At 42.0% G+C, this 17,589-nt stretch carries 16 protein-coding genes and 2 tRNA genes; all 18 read right to left on the bottom strand.

Annotated features, from left to right (window positions below; translation table 11 throughout):
- Positions 1-33 precede the first annotated feature (33 nt).
- On the bottom strand, positions 34-2,517 hold the full coding sequence (spoIIE, locus tag NSQ11_RS00400; protein WP_342501203.1) for a stage II sporulation protein E: 2,484 nt from the start codon (positions 2,515-2,517) through the stop codon (positions 34-36).
- A gap of 205 nt (positions 2,518-2,722) precedes the next feature.
- Positions 2,723-2,794, bottom strand: a tRNA-Glu gene (locus NSQ11_RS00395).
- 25 nt (positions 2,795-2,819) lie between these two features.
- Positions 2,820-2,893 (bottom strand) — tRNA-Met (locus NSQ11_RS00390).
- Between the two features lie 179 nt (positions 2,894-3,072).
- On the bottom strand, positions 3,073-3,471 hold the full coding sequence (locus NSQ11_RS00385; protein WP_003217901.1) for a S1 domain-containing RNA-binding protein: 399 nt from the start codon (positions 3,469-3,471) through the stop codon (positions 3,073-3,075).
- 82 nt (positions 3,472-3,553) lie between these two features.
- Positions 3,554-3,928, bottom strand: coding sequence for a septum formation initiator family protein (locus NSQ11_RS00380; protein WP_007496186.1), 375 nt, complete (start codon positions 3,926-3,928; stop codon positions 3,554-3,556).
- Positions 3,929-3,946: 18 nt separating this feature from the next.
- Entirely contained in the window at positions 3,947-4,585 is a 639-nt protein-coding gene (yabQ, locus tag NSQ11_RS00375) for a spore cortex biosynthesis protein YabQ (protein WP_007496188.1), read from the bottom strand.
- Positions 4,582-4,890, bottom strand: coding sequence for a sporulation protein YabP (gene yabP / locus NSQ11_RS00370; RefSeq protein WP_007496190.1), 309 nt, complete (start codon positions 4,888-4,890; stop codon positions 4,582-4,584). The genes yabQ and yabP overlap by 4 nt, the downstream gene beginning before the upstream one ends.
- A 74-nt stretch (positions 4,891-4,964) precedes the next feature.
- Positions 4,965-5,225, bottom strand: coding sequence for an RNA-binding S4 domain-containing protein (locus NSQ11_RS00365; RefSeq protein WP_008341839.1), 261 nt, complete (start codon positions 5,223-5,225; stop codon positions 4,965-4,967).
- A complete protein-coding gene (gene mazG / locus NSQ11_RS00360; RefSeq protein WP_216099587.1) occupies positions 5,222-6,706 on the bottom strand; it encodes a nucleoside triphosphate pyrophosphohydrolase in 1,485 nt (494 codons plus the stop codon). Before mazG ends, NSQ11_RS00365 begins: the two co-directional genes overlap by 4 nt.
- Positions 6,696-8,300, bottom strand: a complete 1,605-nt coding sequence (locus tag NSQ11_RS00355; protein WP_216099588.1) for a polysaccharide biosynthesis protein — start codon at positions 8,298-8,300, stop codon at positions 6,696-6,698. The genes mazG and NSQ11_RS00355 overlap by 11 nt, the downstream gene beginning before the upstream one ends.
- Positions 8,301-8,502: 202 nt before the next feature.
- Positions 8,503-9,039, bottom strand: a complete 537-nt coding sequence (gene spoVT / locus NSQ11_RS00350) for a stage V sporulation protein T (protein WP_007496196.1) — start codon at positions 9,037-9,039, stop codon at positions 8,503-8,505.
- A 139-nt stretch (positions 9,040-9,178) separates the two neighbouring features.
- Positions 9,179-12,712, bottom strand: coding sequence for a transcription-repair coupling factor (mfd, locus tag NSQ11_RS00345; RefSeq protein WP_178929433.1), 3,534 nt, complete (start codon positions 12,710-12,712; stop codon positions 9,179-9,181).
- Between the two features lie 67 nt (positions 12,713-12,779).
- Entirely contained in the window at positions 12,780-13,010 is a 231-nt protein-coding gene (locus NSQ11_RS00340) for an anti-sigma-F factor Fin family protein (protein WP_003217967.1), read from the bottom strand.
- 55 nt (positions 13,011-13,065) lie between these two features.
- Entirely contained in the window at positions 13,066-13,632 is a 567-nt protein-coding gene (gene pth / locus NSQ11_RS00335) for an aminoacyl-tRNA hydrolase (RefSeq protein WP_007496201.1), read from the bottom strand.
- Positions 13,633-13,772: 140 nt separating this feature from the next.
- The gene (locus NSQ11_RS00330) at positions 13,773-14,399 is read right to left on the bottom strand and encodes a 50S ribosomal protein L25/general stress protein Ctc (RefSeq protein ID WP_008341853.1); all 627 of its coding nucleotides are present in this window, start codon (positions 14,397-14,399) and stop codon (positions 13,773-13,775) included.
- A gap of 138 nt (positions 14,400-14,537) precedes the next feature.
- Positions 14,538-15,491, bottom strand: coding sequence for a ribose-phosphate diphosphokinase (locus NSQ11_RS00325; RefSeq protein ID WP_003217907.1), 954 nt, complete (start codon positions 15,489-15,491; stop codon positions 14,538-14,540).
- 22 nt (positions 15,492-15,513) lie between these two features.
- Positions 15,514-16,884 (bottom strand): bifunctional UDP-N-acetylglucosamine diphosphorylase/glucosamine-1-phosphate N-acetyltransferase GlmU, encoded by a 1,371-nt coding sequence (gene glmU, locus NSQ11_RS00320; RefSeq protein WP_039962487.1) that lies wholly within the window; start codon positions 16,882-16,884, stop codon positions 15,514-15,516.
- A 198-nt stretch (positions 16,885-17,082) separates the two neighbouring features.
- Positions 17,083-17,379: a septation regulator SpoVG gene (gene spoVG, locus NSQ11_RS00315; RefSeq protein WP_008357439.1), complete on the bottom strand. Its 297-nt coding sequence runs from the start codon at positions 17,377-17,379 to the stop codon at positions 17,083-17,085.
- Positions 17,380-17,589 lie beyond the last annotated feature (210 nt).

The following is a 17,589-nucleotide window of genomic DNA, read 5'->3' as shown; positions in this document are numbered from 1 at the left end:
CATCGCCAGAAGAAATTCATATTATACGATATTTCAAGAAATCTCTTGTTTCTGAAGATAGAATGTACCTGTCGGAATGGATGCCCATTTTGGTGTATTGTGGTCGAGCCTAATGACGACAACCGTCATATCGTCATCAATTTGACCTGCTCTTGTGCGAATGACCTCCTCCATTAATAAATCAGCAATCTCTTGCGGATCTTCTGTTTTAAAGCTCTTCATTTTTCGTTTGACCCACAAATCATGATTTTCGATATGCTTTGGTCCTTCAAAGATACCGTCGCTCATCATGATAAGGAGATCTCCTGCCTTCATCTGTTCACTCACCACTTCTACTTCAAATTCATCAATAATGCCAATAGGCAAGTTGCTGGCCTGTACCTTCATCACTTGATCACCACGTTTAATAAAACTTGGGGTGGAGCCAATCTTGAGGAATTTACAGCTCGCATCCTGTAAATCAATAATGGATAAGTCTAATGTAGAGTAGACTTCATCCGTTGTCCGTAGAGATAAAATGCTATTAATCGTTTTAATCGCTACTTTTTCATCAATACCAGACGCCAAGATTTTTTCTAACAGCTTGATCGTTTCATTGCTTTCAAAATGGGCTCTTGCTCCATTTCCCATCCCATCACTAATAGCTGCGGCATATTTACCTGCACCCAGCTCCATCATGCTGTAGCTGTCTCCAGATACTAATCCTCCACCTTTCGCTGCATGTGCTACACCTGTAGACACTCGATACGATTTTGCAGAACCGAATACAACATGACAATAACCTGTTGGATGCTCCGCACACTGCTCTGCTTTGACTAAAACTTGTTCTTCTAAAATATCCGAGAGCATTGGAGCGATGATTTTTTCGCATTCCCCATGACCTTGGCAATAGGGAATTCTCATCTCTATATCAACATTTCCCTGTTCTAAGCTATAAATTTCAACTTGCTGAATTTCAATTCCAAAGTTCTGAAGTGCTTCTATCATCTGCTCTTCCTGAATAAAATGCTGCTCTCTTTCTCGTTTTATTTCCCGGGAAAAATCCTCCATGACTTGTGAGACACCCATAAGTTGTTCGGCCACAAGGCGCCTGCTGTCTTGGACCTTTTTCTTTAAGGTCTGATTTGCTTTATAGTAAGCTATCTCCTCTTCAATCAATTCTTCTACATGCTTTGATTTTGAGCAGTGCTGACTGAATTTCTTTTTCAACTTCCGGTTATGCTCGTACGTTTTTTCATCAGATTCATGCATAACTTGTTTCATGAGTTCATAGGTTGTATCAAAGTTCTGCACCCAGCATTTATTTTTCTTATAGCACGTTTGACAGGAACGTTCTGTGATCGTACTTAAAAAAAGATCTACATCCTCTTCCTGCTTCTTCTCCTCAGGAATGGAATCGTAAAATGTCGCAAAACTCTCAGACAGCGCATGAAATACATTAGAGAATTGATCTACCTTTTTTGCTGTCACGTCTCGTACTTTTCTGGCATATTGCTGCTGTTCCTGTACATGCTCTACCGTACCAGGAATATATTTTGCCACCTTGGACGTTACTGACTGTGGCGTGAGCAAAAACAGTGCAACTGCGATGAGTGATTCATATAGCGTTGTCATTAGCCCTGCTGACCCTTCACCGTAGAGGGAGATTAGTAAAGAACCCACAATCAAGCCGATGGCGGCTCCTGCTTTTTTCCCCTCTTTTAGTAATCCTCCTAATAAGCCCGAAAAGGCAAGCAGACTCATCTGATAAAGGTTGCCGATGTTGGCGAGACCAAGAATTAATCCAGTTACAACACCCACTGTACAACCAATACTCGCTCCTCCAATAAAGGCAAAGCTCAGCACTACATATCGTGACAAAATATGCTCTGCCTGCATTCCTTGAAATGTGATCCCAGCCAGACCTGTTAAAACTGAAGCGATTAATATCATAAAGCAAATAATTTCTTCAACCTTTAAGGAGTGTTTGATTTTCCTGACTGTAAAAATCGGCAAACTTTGAAGAAAAATCAGTGTCAAAATGAAGGCAAGTCCAGCTTCAACCCCTGCCATCACATAGTCATAGCTTTGAACCGCACCCTGCTCGAGGTATACAAAAGCTCCCCTCGTCATCAGCATTGAGAGCACAATTACAACCGGTAATGTTTTCACCGGGTCTTTGATGATGAATGAAACGACCTTTAACATGAGAAGGAACACGATCAATGACGCAAACACGAATAATGCATTTTGAGGTGATATCGTCATCGCCCCAGCGAGTAAAGCAAGACAAGCAAGCATCGCTTTATCCCTTTTAATGAGCAGCATGGACCCAAAGAAAGGCAATGCAAACGGCATAATTTCAGATAAGATAAAGGCTCGTCCCAATAAAAAGCCCAGAACAACATAAATAAACCCTTTATAGAAAAAAAGAGAATGCGTATGATGAAGAAACAGGTTTTTCATCTTTTTTAACCCTGCACTGATTCTTTCAAACCCGGCTCCCGTTAAATCAGTTCTTCTTTCTAGTTTTTCCATCTTTTCATCCCCCACCTGATATTCGTTGCTTGTCATTATAGCGAAGGTGAAAAAGAAATTTTGTCAAAAGAAGTTGTCGTTTCCATAAAACGTTCGACGCTTTATTTGCCAAAGATGCATACTTTCTTGAAAGTCGATGTCTTTCATCAGAATTTTACGAAAGCACAAAAAAAAACAGCTTTCCTATAGAAAGCTGTTTTGAAGATGACCCGTACGGGATTCGAACCCGTGTTACCGCCGTGAAAGGGCGGTGTCTTAACCGCTTGACCAACGGGCCTTGCTTATTGTTCTTTTTAAAAGGATAGCGGCGGAGGGGATCGAACCCCCGACCTCACGGGTATGAACCGTACGCTCTAGCCAGCTGAGCTACACCGCCATAATGTAAAATGCGCTAAGAAGCACAAGAACTATAATACAAAGGATTCGCTTGTCCGTCAATAGAAAGTTTTAAATTAAATGGCAAATGCACAAAAAACGTTGAATTTGTATTTAAAAAAAGCACCCGCTAAACAGCAGATGCTTTGTTGTGAAAAATATATAGAAAGCAGCAACAAGTTAACCTCTTCTTGCTCCGCGCCCCCCACGTTTTGATTCCGTGTTACGTTTTAAAGATGTTAAGCGATCTTCGCTATCTTTTAAGAATTTGTTCATTTTTTGCTCAAACGATTCCTTCGGACGGAAATCATTTCTGCTCGGTCTTGATTGTTGTTGTTGAGGACGATCTTTTGCTTTTTTAATGGACAAGCCGATTTTACCGTCTTTTTCAACGTTAATCACTTTCACTTCAACTTGTTCACCGACTTTTAAATGCTCATTAATATCTTTTACATAGTTATCGGCTACCTCACTGATATGAACGAGACCAGTTGAACCGCCTGGCAACTCCACAAAAGCTCCAAAATTTGTAATGCCCGTAACTTTCCCTTGTAACTTGCTGCCAACTTCAATCGACATAAAAAAAGTGCTCCTCCTTAGACTTATAAAAAAATCTCATTTGTTCAATTATACATAAACTGAATTTTAAGTGTCAACAAGGCTAATCGCTCTTATTGCCCACATCAAAGATTTTTTCGCCTTTTTTAGACATATAATAGTCCCGTCGTGCCAGTTCGAGTACGTATTCTTTGCTTTTCAGCTTTTTGATTTCATCAGAAATATCTTCCTGCTTTGTTTGTAATTGCTTCAATTCTTTTTCAAGCGCAACCTTCTTCTCTTCTTTTTCTTTCAATGCAGACGATTGCGACCAGAGGGCACTTGTTACCAAAACAGCAAACATGAGCACAATGACTCCAAACACGGTAAGCCTTCTAAGGAGTCCCCGGCGTTTGCGTTTTAGGCGCTGCGCTTGCTGTTCCATTTGTTTTTGATAATCATTTTGAATTTGTGCGATATTTCTTTTTCTCTCGTTCAAGGATGAAGGCCTCCTCTCTTACTTTGTCCAGAATTGTTTCCATTTCGTTTTCATGGTACGAGATAATTTCTTGATCCCTTGTAAAATTCCTGCTCCTTTTGAGAAAAACAACCTCATTGATGTTCGCCATTTTTCGGGAATTCGATGAATAATGGTCACATTGAGTAACCAAATAAGCGGATAACAAACAATATACAGCACCTTCCACACGAGTCGAAACGCAAAACGAACAAGGCGTAAGAGCGAGTGGAACAAGAACAGAAGAGCACTTATGATCAAACCGACGATCCAGCGAATGGGCTGGAAAACCATCGACATGATCAGCCTTTTCAGGAAGAGAACAGTCTGATAAATACACCTCATCACAAACTTGAGGATGTTCATATACAGCTGTTTCATCAATGCCTGGTACATCGAGAAACCTAGAGCAACAGCTAGAAAAATATAAAGCCTGAATTCTCCCTCATTGGTCAGCAGCAGGACATAAAAGAATAAGAGACCCTGCACCACCCAAAAAAGGAGGTCGTGAATGACCAGCAGCCATTTTGCTGTTTTTTCCCGGTTCACAAACAGCTTGTACGTATCCAGCGATGCGCCCAGCCAGATGCCCATCGCCGCCATCGAAAGCATCGTATAAAACTGGACCGTCAGTGTCATTTAAACAGCTTGCTAAAAAATCCTTTAGCTTTCTCCCCATGCTGCTCATCTACATAGATTAAGTCAAAGACACGCCCTTTAATGGACACAACGCCCTTTTCTACATCTAAGTTTTTCATTTGCAGATTTTCTCCGCGAATGGCGAGGACTCCCATGACAGTCTCAAGCAGAAATTCTTCATTATCAAAGCTCTCGACCTGTTTGACCCCGGTAATATCTAAATGCTTTCTGTTGCGCATTGTGACATGATGCTCGGCTTCTGATGACAACTTCGTGCCTTGAGGTTGATTATAATATTGATTCATTTATACATCCCCCATATCTCATACTTGCATTGTTACTGCATTGTATGTGACAGGCGGGACATTTAGAACAAGCCCTATTCTGCTGTTTTTTCTTCTTTTAGCACGGTATACATGCCAGCAGCTTCTTCTTTTTTGGTGGTGTCTTTTAACTCGTTGACTTGAACAGTCACAAGCTTTTGACCAAAGCGGATTTGAAGCTCGTCCCCTTCTTTCACGTCAGAGCTGGCTTTCGCCTGCGTGCCATTAATGGAAATTCTCCCTTGATCGGCTACTTCTTTTGCCAATGTTCTTCTTTTGATTAAACGAGACACTTTTAAGAATTTATCTAGTCTCATGTAAGTTCACCTCTTTCTATGCGTTTGGCATCGTTCCACAGATCGTCCATTTCTTCTAAGGTCAAGTCCTCTAGTGAACGCCCTATGTCCTTTGCTTTTTGTTCAATATGCTGAAAGCGCCGCATGAATTTTGTGTTTGCAGAAGAGAGGGCGGTTTCAGGCTCTAGATGATAAAATCTTCCAATGTTGACGAGAACAAACAAAAGATCCCCAAATTCATCCTTCATTTGCTTTGTTGCACCTTCACCCGTCTTATCTGCCACTTCCACAAGGAATTCCTGCTTTTCTTCTTCGTATTTGTTCCAAATATCCTCTACTTCTGTCCAGTCGAAGCCCACTTTTGCTGCTTTCTTTTGGAGCTTATAGGCTTTTGTTAAAGCTGGAAGAGTCGTTGGAATGGATTGCAAAATAGAAGCTGCACGCTCCGGTTTTTCCTGCTGCTTGATTTTTTCCCAGTTGGCGACGACATCTGATGCTTCAGACACATCCGTATCACCAAACACATGCGGATGTCGTCGAATCATTTTTTCTGTGACATGCTGGATGACGTCATCCATTGAGAAGTAACCATCATCTTCACCAATTTGGGCATGGAGTAAAACTTGCAGCAGTACATCTCCGAGTTCTTCAACCATATGATCTGGATCGTCTTCATCTATGGCTTCCAGCAGCTCATAACATTCTTCAATTAAATATGGTTTGAGCGACTCATTCGTTTGTTTTTGATCCCAAGGACAGCCGCCAGGACCTCTTAATGTACGAATGACTTCACGGAAAGTGTCAAATTGTTGATAGAGTAGCTTTTCATCTTGGATTGGAGGCACATAAACACTCGTTAAGTTATTTATCGACACATCTCGATCAAGTTCAAATAAAGGAACACCTGTAATCTGTTCCTGACTGCTTCCAGCTGCCGTTACGATAAAGACTTCATAATCGTCAGGTAGCTTTTCCATGAGGGTCAGCTTCACATTCGAGGCTGTCATCTGATCATATACCTGACAGATCAGCACATGCTGGGTCAACTTCAGATCATCCGCTCTCATATCCCCTGCGTCAACGAATTGCAGCCCTTCAATTGGGTCAATCTGTAAGGAATTAAACGTCGCATCCAAAAAGCTTTGTCCACCAGCGACGTACACCTCAACCCCGCGCTCCTTCTGTTGTGAAACAAGAAGCTGCACTGTCTTTTCCGCTACAAACGGGTGACCTGGTACTGCATACACAATATCTTTCCCCTCAGCCTCTTGGAAGAGAATGTCTGTGATTTCCTCATACACTGCATCAAACTGATCATGCTTTTCATATATCTCATCAAAAAAGGTCAGAGACGGGACCTCCTGCATCAATTCTGCGGTGAGTGGATGATCCTGCGTTCTCATGTATACTTCTTTCGCCTGCTTCAGCTGCTTATATACACCGAGCGTCAGCTGATCCATGTCGCCTGCCCCAAGACCAACGACTGTAATCTTACCTGCCATTTCGATTCCCTCTCATCTGTTTAAAATATAAAATCTTTTCTCCTAATGGAATGAGTCTCCATTCCTCTTCCGTAAATACGTCTAGCTTAAGAATACTATATAAAAAGGCGAAACCACCAATAAAAACTGAAGTCAGGCTCTCTAAAACAGAAAACGGACGTTTCTCAAAGGGAATGACCCAAGAAAACAATGCCTGATATCCAATTAAAACGACAGCCATGAATGCTGCTGATAAAAGAATTTTCACTGGGAATAGCTCTCTTATTGAAATCCACCCTTTATGCTTCAAATACACCGCATTGAGCGCAGCGGCGGCGAGAAACCCACAAACAGTCGACCATGCGGCTCCATAAATGCCGAATAACGGGACAAGAACCAGCGTCAGCCCCCATTTCACCAGTACACTGATCAGGACCACAACAGCTGGGTACACGGTATGTCCCAGACCCTGAAGTAAAGCGGTTTGCGTAATCGCCATTGATGTGAAGGCAATGGATATGCAAAATATTTGCAGCGCATCTGTCCCTAAGTCATTACGAAAAAGCATAATGTTCACAGACGATAAAATACATATAAGCCCGACAGCTGAACCAATCCCCAGCACCGATGTTGCCTTAAACGATGTACGTACTTTTTCACGAATTGCTTCATGCTGCCCTTTTCTTAAGGCCGACGACAAAAACGGAACAAGAGACGTCCCAATACTAATTGCAAACACCGTCCCGAGCTGCAGGAACGGCTGACCTCGGTCATATACGCCTTTTGCCGCCTTTGCAGCTGCTTCACTCAGTCCCTCACTGCGCAGTAGCGCATACAGGTGAAAAGCATCGATCATTTGCATCCATAGGATCAGCAATCCACTCACACAAATCGTCAATGTATACAGCACCAAACTCTTCAGCACATCTTTTTTCCGCAGTGTAGCCTGTTTTAATGTCTTGCTCGCTGACAACCGCTTCCGATAGGTCAGCCAAAGGAAAAGAAGCAAAAGGAGTGAAGCCGCACTTCCAGCTATAGAAGAGAACACCGCACCCGCTCCTGTTTCATAAAGTGAATAGCCATGTCTCACAAAATAGAAAGATAAAACAAGCAGGACGCCTACTCTAATGAGCTGCTCAGCCAATTGAGAGACCGCAGTGGGGAGCATCAGCCCATCACTCTGAAAAACACCCCTCAGCATCACGGTAAGCGGCAGAAATAGAAACACAAACGAACTCATCTGGATGAGAAGCATTAATTGACTGTCCGCCATGAGATTCGCAATTGTGCCTGCTCCTATGTATAAACAAAGAAATAAGAACAAGCTCAGCAAAGTGATATACACCAAGGATACCTTTGTAATGATTCGGCGATTCTCCTCACCATGCTCGCTCAGGAGCTTGGACACCATCACAGGAAAACCAGTGGTGCCGAGCATGATCGCAATGCCAAGAAAGGGATAGACCTGCTGATAAATATAAAAACCTGTGTCTCCTACGATATTTTGAAAAGGGACACGATATACGGCACTCAGTACCTTTGATAACAAGCCTGCGATGGTTAAAATCACCGCACCTTGGAAAAGCCAATGCGGCTGATTCACAGCATTTTTCATGGATGACTCCTTTATGTTCAATCAAAAAATATACCTGCATTTAAACGCACTCATTATATCATACGTGACTGGCGAGCCGTTTCTTTCTAAGGAGTAGACGATACATTCATTATTTTGTTTCATTCCATATAAAAAACGCCGACAAAATCAGATGATTTCATCGGCATTCTTTTTTTATCAAGATGATATAGAATTATTAGACCTAATGTTCCATTTGACGGGCTAAGAAGCCAGCTGCCGTTTCTGCCGCTTTATGCTCCACTTCTCCCATTGAACGCTCTTTAGAAAATAAGACGACGGCGCCAATTGGATCTCCGTTTGCAACAATAGGTGCAATGGTATAAGCTGATACATCATCATCAATACCATCCACAAGCTGAATTTCTTTCTTGCTGTCCTCTAATACAGAATTACGCTGATCCATTGTTCGTTCAAGTAAATCGCTAATGGATTTGTTTAAGTACTCTTTTTTTGAACTGCCGGATACAGCAATATACGTATCACGATCACAGATGAGAATAGAATGACCCAAACTGTCGAATAAAGCATCAGCATATTCCTTCGCAAAGTCTCCTAGCTCACTAATCGGTGAATACTTCTTCAAAATGACTTCTCCATCGCGGTCGACAAAAATCTCAAGTGGATCTCCTTCCCGGATGCGCAATGTTCTGCGAATCTCCTTCGGTATAACCACTCTACCTAGATCATCGATGCGGCGTACAATTCCAGTTGCTTTCATTCACTGCTGCCTCTCTTTCGTTTGATGATGTGTTGGGTGAATGGAACAAAAGCGTCCACTTTATGCAACATTCACCACTTGACCCTGAGATTAGTATCCGTCACATCAAACGTAATATACACGAGAGACCAACAAAATTTTATGAAGATGGAATGGTTTCTTTTTTCACATCTTGAAGACCTCGAAGCATACGAAGAACGACTTCAAGCCACTCCTCCGTTTTCTTGCCTTTTGTTTGGACAGAAATAATCAGCTTGCTGCCTTCCATGCCAAGACCGATATCACGTCCATATTGACTGCCAAGCTCAAATAATTTTTGACCATCGATGTCGCTGCTTGCTTTTTCATCGAGAGTGAGTCGGACAATGCCTTTCTCCATCTTGATCAACTCGACACGTTCCTGCACAGCGTACACCTTCATCGTCGCAATCGTGAACAAATCAGCCACTTCTTGCGGATATTCTCCGAATCGGTCAATCATTTCATCTTGAAGCTCTTTCCGCTCTTCTATTGATCCAATCGCTCTAAACTGTTTATACATCTCGATCTTTTGTTTGCCATCAGAAATATAGCTATCTGGAATGTAGGCATCAATTTGGAGATCAATTTCCGGCTCAAATTTTTCTTGAGCAGTCGTATCGCCTCTTCTTTCTTCAATGGCTTCTTTCAGCATTTGAGAGTAAAGGTCGAATCCAACAGAATCAATAAATCCATGTTGCTGTGCACCAAGTAAATTTCCTGCTCCTCGAATCGTTAAGTCACGCATCGCAATCTTAAAGCCTGATCCGAGCTCAGTGAATTCTTTAATGGCTTGAAGCCTTTTCTCTGCAACTTCAGAAAGCACTTTATCTTTTCGATAAGTGAAATAAGCATAGGCCACACGATTCGAGCGCCCAACTCGTCCTCTTAACTGGTACAGCTGCGAAAGCCCCATTTTATCAGCATCGTGAACAATGAGCGTGTTCACATTTGGAATGTCTACGCCCGTTTCGATAATGGTTGTACTGACGAGTACATCCGATTCACCTTCTAGGAAATTAATCATCACGGATTCCAGCTCGTTCTCACTCATTTTCCCGTGTGCGTAGCTTACTTTTGCGTCTGGAACAAGCATCGAGATTTCATCTGCTTTTCGTTCAATATCCTCCACTCGGTTATAAAGGAAGTACACTTGACCGCCTCTTGCCAGTTCTCGCTCAATGGCTTCTCTAACTAACGCACCATTGTACTCGACAACATAGGTTTGAACTGGGAAACGGTTCTCAGGTGGCGTTTCAATAACAGATAAGTCACGTACGCCAAGCATCGACATATGAAGCGTACGAGGAATTGGCGTTGCCGTTAACGTCAGCACATCAATATTGGCTTTCATTTGCTTAATTTTCTCTTTATGCGTCACACCAAAGCGCTGCTCTTCATCGATAATTAACAGTCCTAAATCCTTGTACACAATGTCTTTTGAAAGAAGACGATGCGTTCCAATGACCATATCAATCGTTCCATTTTTCAGCCCTTTTAAGGTTTCTGTTGTTTCTTTTCGTGTACGGAAGCGGCTAAGCTGAGCGATTTTAACAGGATAGTCTTGGAATCTGTCCATAATCGTGTCAAAATGCTGCTGCGCTAAGATCGTTGTTGGTACAAGCAGTGCCACCTGCTTCCCGTCAGCAATGGCTTTGAAGGCCGCTCGAATCGCCACCTCTGTTTTTCCATAGCCCACATCTCCACAAAGCAGACGATCCATCGGGCGCTCCCGCTCCATGTCTTGCTTGATTTCATGAATCGAGCGAATTTGATCGTCTGTTTCTTGGTAAGGGAATGCAGATTCAAACTGGCGCTGCATTTCATGGTCAGGCGAGAAGGCATACCCTTTGCTTGCTTCACGTTCTGCGTACAGCTTAATCAGATCATCTGCAATGTCCTGCACAGATGATTCTACTTTTTTCTTCACACGTTTCCAGTCGCTACCGCCTAGTTTGTATAGCTTTGGTTCTTTTCCTTCTGACCCTACATACTTCTGCACCTGATCAATTTGTTCAACAGGGACATAAAGCTTGTCGCTTCCTTGATAATGAATATTTAAATAATCTTTATGAATGCCGCCAATTTCAAGCGTTTCAATTCCTAAATACTTACCGATCCCGTGGTTAATGTGCACCACATAATCGCCCACTTGCAGCTCTGAATAGCTTTTGATTCGCTCTGCGTTTGTCAGCTTTTGCTTCCGTGCCTGCTTCTTCACACGTTTCTTGAAAAGTTCACCCTCTGTAATGACTGCAATTTTGGATAAAGGTAGTTCAAAACCGGTTTGCAGCTCACCTTGTAAAATATATACTTGCCCGCTGACAAGCTCAGCATCAGGTTTAGCAAGAGCTGCTTCAATGTCATAATCATGCAAGACAGATGACAACTTCTCTGTCCGCTCTTCATCCGCACCTAAAAAGACAACCGTATAATTCTGCTTTTTGTAGCGTTCAATTTCACTTGCAAGCACATTCATCTGGCCGTGGAAATTCTGCATTTGCTTACTAGATACATTGACGATATTTTGTGGATTGGTCTGCTGAACATGTCTCAAAAATAAGGAATAGTACAGAATCGATCTCGATTGCTGATTGAACAGCTCTTGAAATGGGAAGGAAAGGACTAGATCATGCAGGATATTTCCTTCTTCCAGCAGACTAATTGTCCAATCTGCTTCTTCCTGTTCAAGCTGTTCTTCCATCTCCTGAATTCTGCTGATTTCATCTAGAATGATTATCGTATCCTGCGATGTATAATCTAGCAAACTAGCAGGCTTTTCATAGAAATAGGACAGATACTTCGTCATTTCTTGTGTCACAATACCTTCTAGCAGCTTCTCACGATCAGCAGAAATATTCTGATGGAGCAGTTCTTTTTGTTTATCCGAGTTGAATTTCTTTAAGCTACTGGCAAGACCTTCGTCAAGCTGTTCAATCGCTCTCACTCGTTCAGGCCCTCTTACAATCAGCTCTTTCGCCGGGCCAATCTTGATTTCTTGAAGTGTTTCCAATGAACGCTGCGTGTCAGAGTGGAAGGACCGAATAGAATCCACTTCTGTATCAAACAGCTCAATACGGATCGGGTGGTCTTCCGTTAACGCATAAATGTCAATGATTCCTCCGCGCACACTAAAGTCTCCGGGCGCAGCGACCATGGACGTCCGGTCATAACCGATTTGCACAAGTTGTTTTGAAAACGCCTCCAAATCAATTTCTTCACCAACCTTTAAATGGATCTGACTCTCCTTCCAGAGCTCAACAGGAGGAAGCATTCTACGCACTGCAGCTGCTGGGGTCACGACAATCGGATTTTCTCCATTCGCGAGACGATTCAATACATCAAGACGCTGCGCTCTAAGCTCCGGGCTTGCCACAGCAATTTCAGATGCAATGAGTTCATTGACAGGATAAAGAAGGACCGAACGATCTGGCATCACACTTGCTAGATCATCTGTGACCTTCTGCGCTTGATATAAGTTATGTGTCACAATAAACATCGGCCGCTTTAATTCGTCTGATATGGCGGCTGTAAATAAAGATCTGACGGAGCCTGATAGTCCGGCGAGCAGCTGTTCTTTTAACCCTTCTTTTAGTCCGTTAAAAATGGACTGAAAATCATCACTTTGTTTGATAAATGATTGTATATTTTTCATTTGGCTCCTCCTCCCTGCTTGTTTAAAACAGAAAAACGCTTTGGTCTATTATCTACACCAAAGCTTTTTATTGAATAAAGGTATGATACTGATGGTAATCAGGATTTCTTTCGAGCGCCTCTTGGCAATCCTCACAAATGGTTTGTACATGTAAATCACCATTTTCCCTATAAGAAATCATATCGTTTCTTTCCTCATTTGTTAAGTGATGAAATCCAAGTGCTTCACTTTGGACAGCGGATTCATCTAGACTGCCAACCTTTACACCACAGTGCCGGCAGTAATAGTGCAAAGCCATACGTGATCCTCCCATGCTGAGATTTTATGATCAGTATGTGCTTTGCTTATCATTCTTATACCTTCTTGTTAAAATCATTCATCACTTCTAAAAATGGCTTTGTTAAAGCCGCTTCACAAGCTTCAACAGATGCTTGAATAGCAGATGAGATATCAGGCTGTTCTTCCTCTGAGAAGCGTCCTAGTACGTAATCGACGACCTTCATGCCGTTTTGTGGACGGCCAATGCCGATACGGAATCTGTCAAACTCTGGTGAACCTAAATGCTGAATCAACGATTTGATTCCGTTATGTCCGCCTGCACTTCCTTTTGTACGCAAACGAATCCGTCCCGTTGGCAAATCAAGATCATCATAGATGACCTTCAAATGTTCAAGGGGTATATCATAGTAATCCATCAGCGGACGCACACATTCCCCCGATAAGTTCATATATGTAAGAGGCTTCACAAGTAGAACCTTTTGCCCCGAAACAAACCCAGTTCCATATTGTCCATGGAATTTTGATTGATTTAATGGGATATCCCATTTTTTTGATAGTTCATCTATTGTCATAAACCCGACGTTATGTCTTGTTTTTTCATATTCTTTTCCTGGATTACCCAATCCAACGAACGCAATCATGAAACCAATAACCTCCTTTGTCGCACATGCACACGCCTAAAAAATGAGCCAATGTGATTGCCTCATGCAAAACGTATGAATTCTTTTCATTCTAGCACAAAAGACGTAACCGCGGGAGGGTTACGTCTCTAATTGACCAGTTATTCTTCGCTGTCATCTTTTTCTTTAATGGCCTCAGGCTCTTGCGTTTCCTCTTCACTATCTGGCTCTGGAACCTCTGATTGCTGAGGCGGTAAGATCGAAGCAACAACTTCTTCTGGATCATTATTAATTTGATACGTAGACTGAACAGACAGATCACCAACTGTTAGTACGTCATTTACTTCTAAGTTTGTAATATCAGCTTCAATATTTTGCGGGATATCCTTTGGTTTCGCTGTAATGGATAGCTCAAATAGTGGCTGCTGAAGCACACCGCCATCCTTTACACCTTTGGATTCGCCAATGAGTTGTACAGGTACATCTGCGTCAATTTCTCGCTGTAAGTCAACCACTTGGAAATCAGCGTGGACTAGCTCATTTTTCAACGGATCTGTTTGCAGTTCTGTTACCATCACAGATTTTGTTTCTCCGCCAACGTCTAATGTGATGATTGTGTTTTTTCCTTCATCACGTAATGTCTTTAATAAATCAATACTGTCTAATGAAACAGCAAGGTTGTCTGTATTTTTTCCGTATATGACACCAGGAACGTGTCCTGAATGACGGATTTTTTGCAGTGTGGAACGTTTGAAATCAGTTCTTTTATTTGCTTTTAAAGTTGCCATATTCAGCACCATCCTATTTCTTTTTTGTCACTACTTTCATAAATACCCATAACTGAATCATTTTAAACATGTTTGCCTTTCATTTATCACAGCAAAAAGACCCCAAGCGGATGCCTAGGGCTTTTTTCAATCAGAAAATTAGCTGAAAAGGTAGCTCACAGATTCTTCTTCATGTACACGGATGATGGCTTCTGCAAGCAAAGGCCCAACTGAAAGCGGAATGAATTTTCCAACTTTCTTGTCATCTGTTAGGTGAATACTGTTTGTCACAACTAATTCTTTAATTTTAGAGTTTGTAATACGTTCTACTGCTGGTCCAGACAATACTGGGTGAGTACAACAAGCATAGACTTCAGCCGCTCCATTTTCCACAAGTGCATTTGCAGCAAGTGTAATCGTACCAGCTGTATCAATGATATCATCGATGAGAATCGCCGTTTTGCCTTCAATGTTCCCAATGATGTTCATCACTTCAGCCACGTTCGGCTTCGGACGACGTTTGTCGATAATTGCGATTGGTGCTTTCAGGCGGTCCGCCATTTTGCGCGCACGCGTAACACCACCGTGGTCAGGAGACACAACAACGATATCATTCAAGTTTTTCTGTTCAAAATAGTTTGTTAAGATTGGCACAGCCATTAAGTTATCGATTGGAATATCAAAGAAACCTTGGATTTGCGGCGCATGAAGATCAAGTGCAATGACACGTGTAGCACCTGCTGTTTCAAGTAAGTTCGCAAAAAGCTTCGCCGTGATTGGCTCACGAGGTTTCGCCTTACGATCTTGACGTGCATATCCGTAATAAGGGATGACAATATTGACCGTTTTCGCAGAAGCGCGTTTTAGTGCATCTACCATAATGAGTAGCTCCATAATGTGCTCATTGACTGGCGCACTAGTAGATTGAATAACATAACAATCACAGCCGCGGATACTTTCTTCAATATTGATTTGGACTTCACCGTCACTAAAACGTTTAACAGAGCTCTTTCCTACATCAACTCCGATTCGATCGGCAATTTCTTTGGCAAGTTCAGGGTTTGAATTCAAAGAGAATATCTTTAAATTCGCATCAGCATAACGATTAGACATGGTAAACCTCCGGGTATTTGGATTATTTTTTATGAATATTTTTCACATAATCTTCTTTATTGACTTGTCTTGCTCTAGCAATAGACAATGCATCCTGCGGTACATCTTCTGTAACCGTTGAACCGGCTGCAACATATGCCCCTTTTCCGACAGTGACTGGTGCAACGAGATTTGAATTGCAGCCAATAAATGCGCCATCTTCAATCTTCGTTAAGAATTTGTTCTTCCCATCATAATTAACTGTAATGGATCCACAACCAAGGTTTACATCCGCTCCGACCTCTGCATCTCCAATATAGCTAAGATGAGACGCTTTGCTTCGGTCACCGAAAACTGTTTTCTTGATTTCGACAAAATTTCCGATCTTCACTTCATCGCCAATTTTCGACAACGGGCGAATATGAGCAAACGGTCCAATTGTCACATCTACTCCAACTTCACTATCACAGACAACAGACTGCTTAATGACTGTCCGATCTCCAATTACGCTATCAACAATTTCAGTGTTCGGACCGATTGTGGCATCTGCACCAATCTTTACATTCCCTTTGATGACCGTCCCAGGATAAATCATTGTATCTTCACCGATGACTGCATCTGGCGAGATATACGTGTTCTCAGGATCAATCAAGGTTACACCATTCTTCATATGCTGATGATTAATACGTCGCTTCATGAATTGCTCTGCTTGTGATAGAGCGATACGATCATTGACTCCAAGTGTTTCTTCAAAATGCGGTGTTTGATACGCTGCAACCGTCTGTCCTTCATTCTTTAGAATTTCAATGACATCTGGCAAATAGTATTCACCTTGTGCATTTTCATTTGACACTTGCTCAATCACACGGAAGAGATCTTCATTTGAAAAGCAATAGGTTCCAGTATTAATTTCATTCACTTGACGTTCAGCATCATTTGCATCTTTATGCTCGACGATTTTTACTACAGCACCTGTTTCATCACGAATAATACGTCCATAACCTGTTGGATCATCCGCGTGTGCTGTCAAAATCGTCACTTTCGCTTGTTGTTTTTGATGCTCGTTTAACATGGCTTCCATTGTTTCCGCTGTCAATAATGGTGTATCTCCACAAATGACAATGGTTGTTCCCTTTTCCTGCGCGAGGAACGATTTAGCTTGTTTGACGGCATGTGCTGTTCCCAGCTGTTCTTCTTGAAGTGCATATTCACTTCTGTCCCCAAGCTGCTCCTTGACGTCCTCAGCTCCATGACCGACAATCGTCACAAGCTTGGCTAAAGATAGCTTTAACGCTTGATCTGCCACATGCTCGACCATTGGCTTTCCGCAAACTGGATGAAGTACTTTGTATAACTTTGACTTCATTCTTGTTCCTTTTCCCGCTGCTAAAATCACTGCGAACCGCTTATCCATTGATTGGCCTCCAATATCCCTATTATCCATAGAAAAATATATCCTAAATAAGGACTGATTTCAAGGATACAAGAGGAAGTACATTAATTTTCTAATGGTTGAAACTTAAAAGAATCATGAGGAAAAACGCAAAAAAGACAGCATTTAAAAGAAAACATTCATTTTCTCTTAAAGCTGTCTTTTTAGGTTCACATATCTTTAAGAAGCTCCAGCTTCTTCATATTCAATTGTCTCTTCCTCTTCGCCTAAGCGATGATACTCATTTAAAACAGCATCTTGGATTTTACCCCGAGTGCTTGAATTAATTGGATGTGCAATGTCGCGAAACTCTCCATCAGGCGTACGTTTGCTAGGCATTGCAACAAACAAGCCATTGTTTCCATCAATCACACGAATATCATGAACAACAAATTCGTGGTCCAGCGTGATGGATGCAATCGCCCTCATGCGACCATCGGTATTCACGCGGCGTAATCTTACGTCAGTAACTTCCACAGTAGTTCACCACCTTTTCCCAATATAAAAGCATTAATTAGGTATTCAACGATTGTGGTGATTCTCCTGCTCTTTTTTTAAACTTTTTTTGAAATATCGGGATATTTATACATTTTTTGTCATTTTTATGACGGCGCTTACATCGGTTGCGTAAAAAAAGACATCATGCCGATGCCTTTTCATACATATAATGAAACCAAACGGCCTCCA

The organism is Bacillus sp. FSL W7-1582 (assembly GCF_038593325.1).
GTDB lineage: Bacteria > Bacillota > Bacilli > Bacillales > Bacillaceae > Bacillus > Bacillus altitudinis.
This window is presented reverse-complemented; position numbering and strand designations above follow the sequence as displayed.

Coding starts and splice junctions, on each gene's coding strand:
- NSQ11_RS00355 (WP_216099588.1), bottom strand. CDS start 8,300: ATGAAAAATGCTGTGAATCAGCCGCATTGGCTTTTCCAAGGTGCGGTG.
- NSQ11_RS00365 (WP_008341839.1), bottom strand. CDS start 5,225: ATGAGACTAGATAAATTCTTAAAAGTGTCTCGTTTAATCAAAAGAAGA.
- spoVT (WP_007496196.1), bottom strand. CDS start 9,039: ATGAAAGCAACTGGAATTGTACGCCGCATCGATGATCTAGGTAGAGTG.
- NSQ11_RS00325 (WP_003217907.1), bottom strand. CDS start 15,491: ATGTCTAATCGTTATGCTGATGCGAATTTAAAGATATTCTCTTTGAAT.
- yabP (WP_007496190.1), bottom strand. CDS start 4,890: ATGAATCAATATTATAATCAACCTCAAGGCACGAAGTTGTCATCAGAA.
- pth (WP_007496201.1), bottom strand. CDS start 13,632: ATGATTGCGTTCGTTGGATTGGGTAATCCAGGAAAAGAATATGAAAAA.
- NSQ11_RS00340 (WP_003217967.1), bottom strand. CDS start 13,010: ATGGCTTTGCACTATTACTGCCGGCACTGTGGTGTAAAGGTTGGCAGT.
- mfd (WP_178929433.1), bottom strand. CDS start 12,712: ATGAAAAATATACAATCATTTATCAAACAAAGTGATGATTTTCAGTCC.
- NSQ11_RS00330 (WP_008341853.1), bottom strand. CDS start 14,399: ATGGCAACTTTAAAAGCAAATAAAAGAACTGATTTCAAACGTTCCACA.
- glmU (WP_039962487.1), bottom strand. CDS start 16,884: ATGGATAAGCGGTTCGCAGTGATTTTAGCAGCGGGAAAAGGAACAAGA.
- yabQ (WP_007496188.1), bottom strand. CDS start 4,585: ATGACACTGACGGTCCAGTTTTATACGATGCTTTCGATGGCGGCGATG.
- spoIIE (WP_342501203.1), bottom strand. CDS start 2,517: ATGGAAAAACTAGAAAGAAGAACTGATTTAACGGGAGCCGGGTTTGAA.
- mazG (WP_216099587.1), bottom strand. CDS start 6,706: ATGGCAGGTAAGATTACAGTCGTTGGTCTTGGGGCAGGCGACATGGAT.
- NSQ11_RS00385 (WP_003217901.1), bottom strand. CDS start 3,471: ATGTCGATTGAAGTTGGCAGCAAGTTACAAGGGAAAGTTACGGGCATT.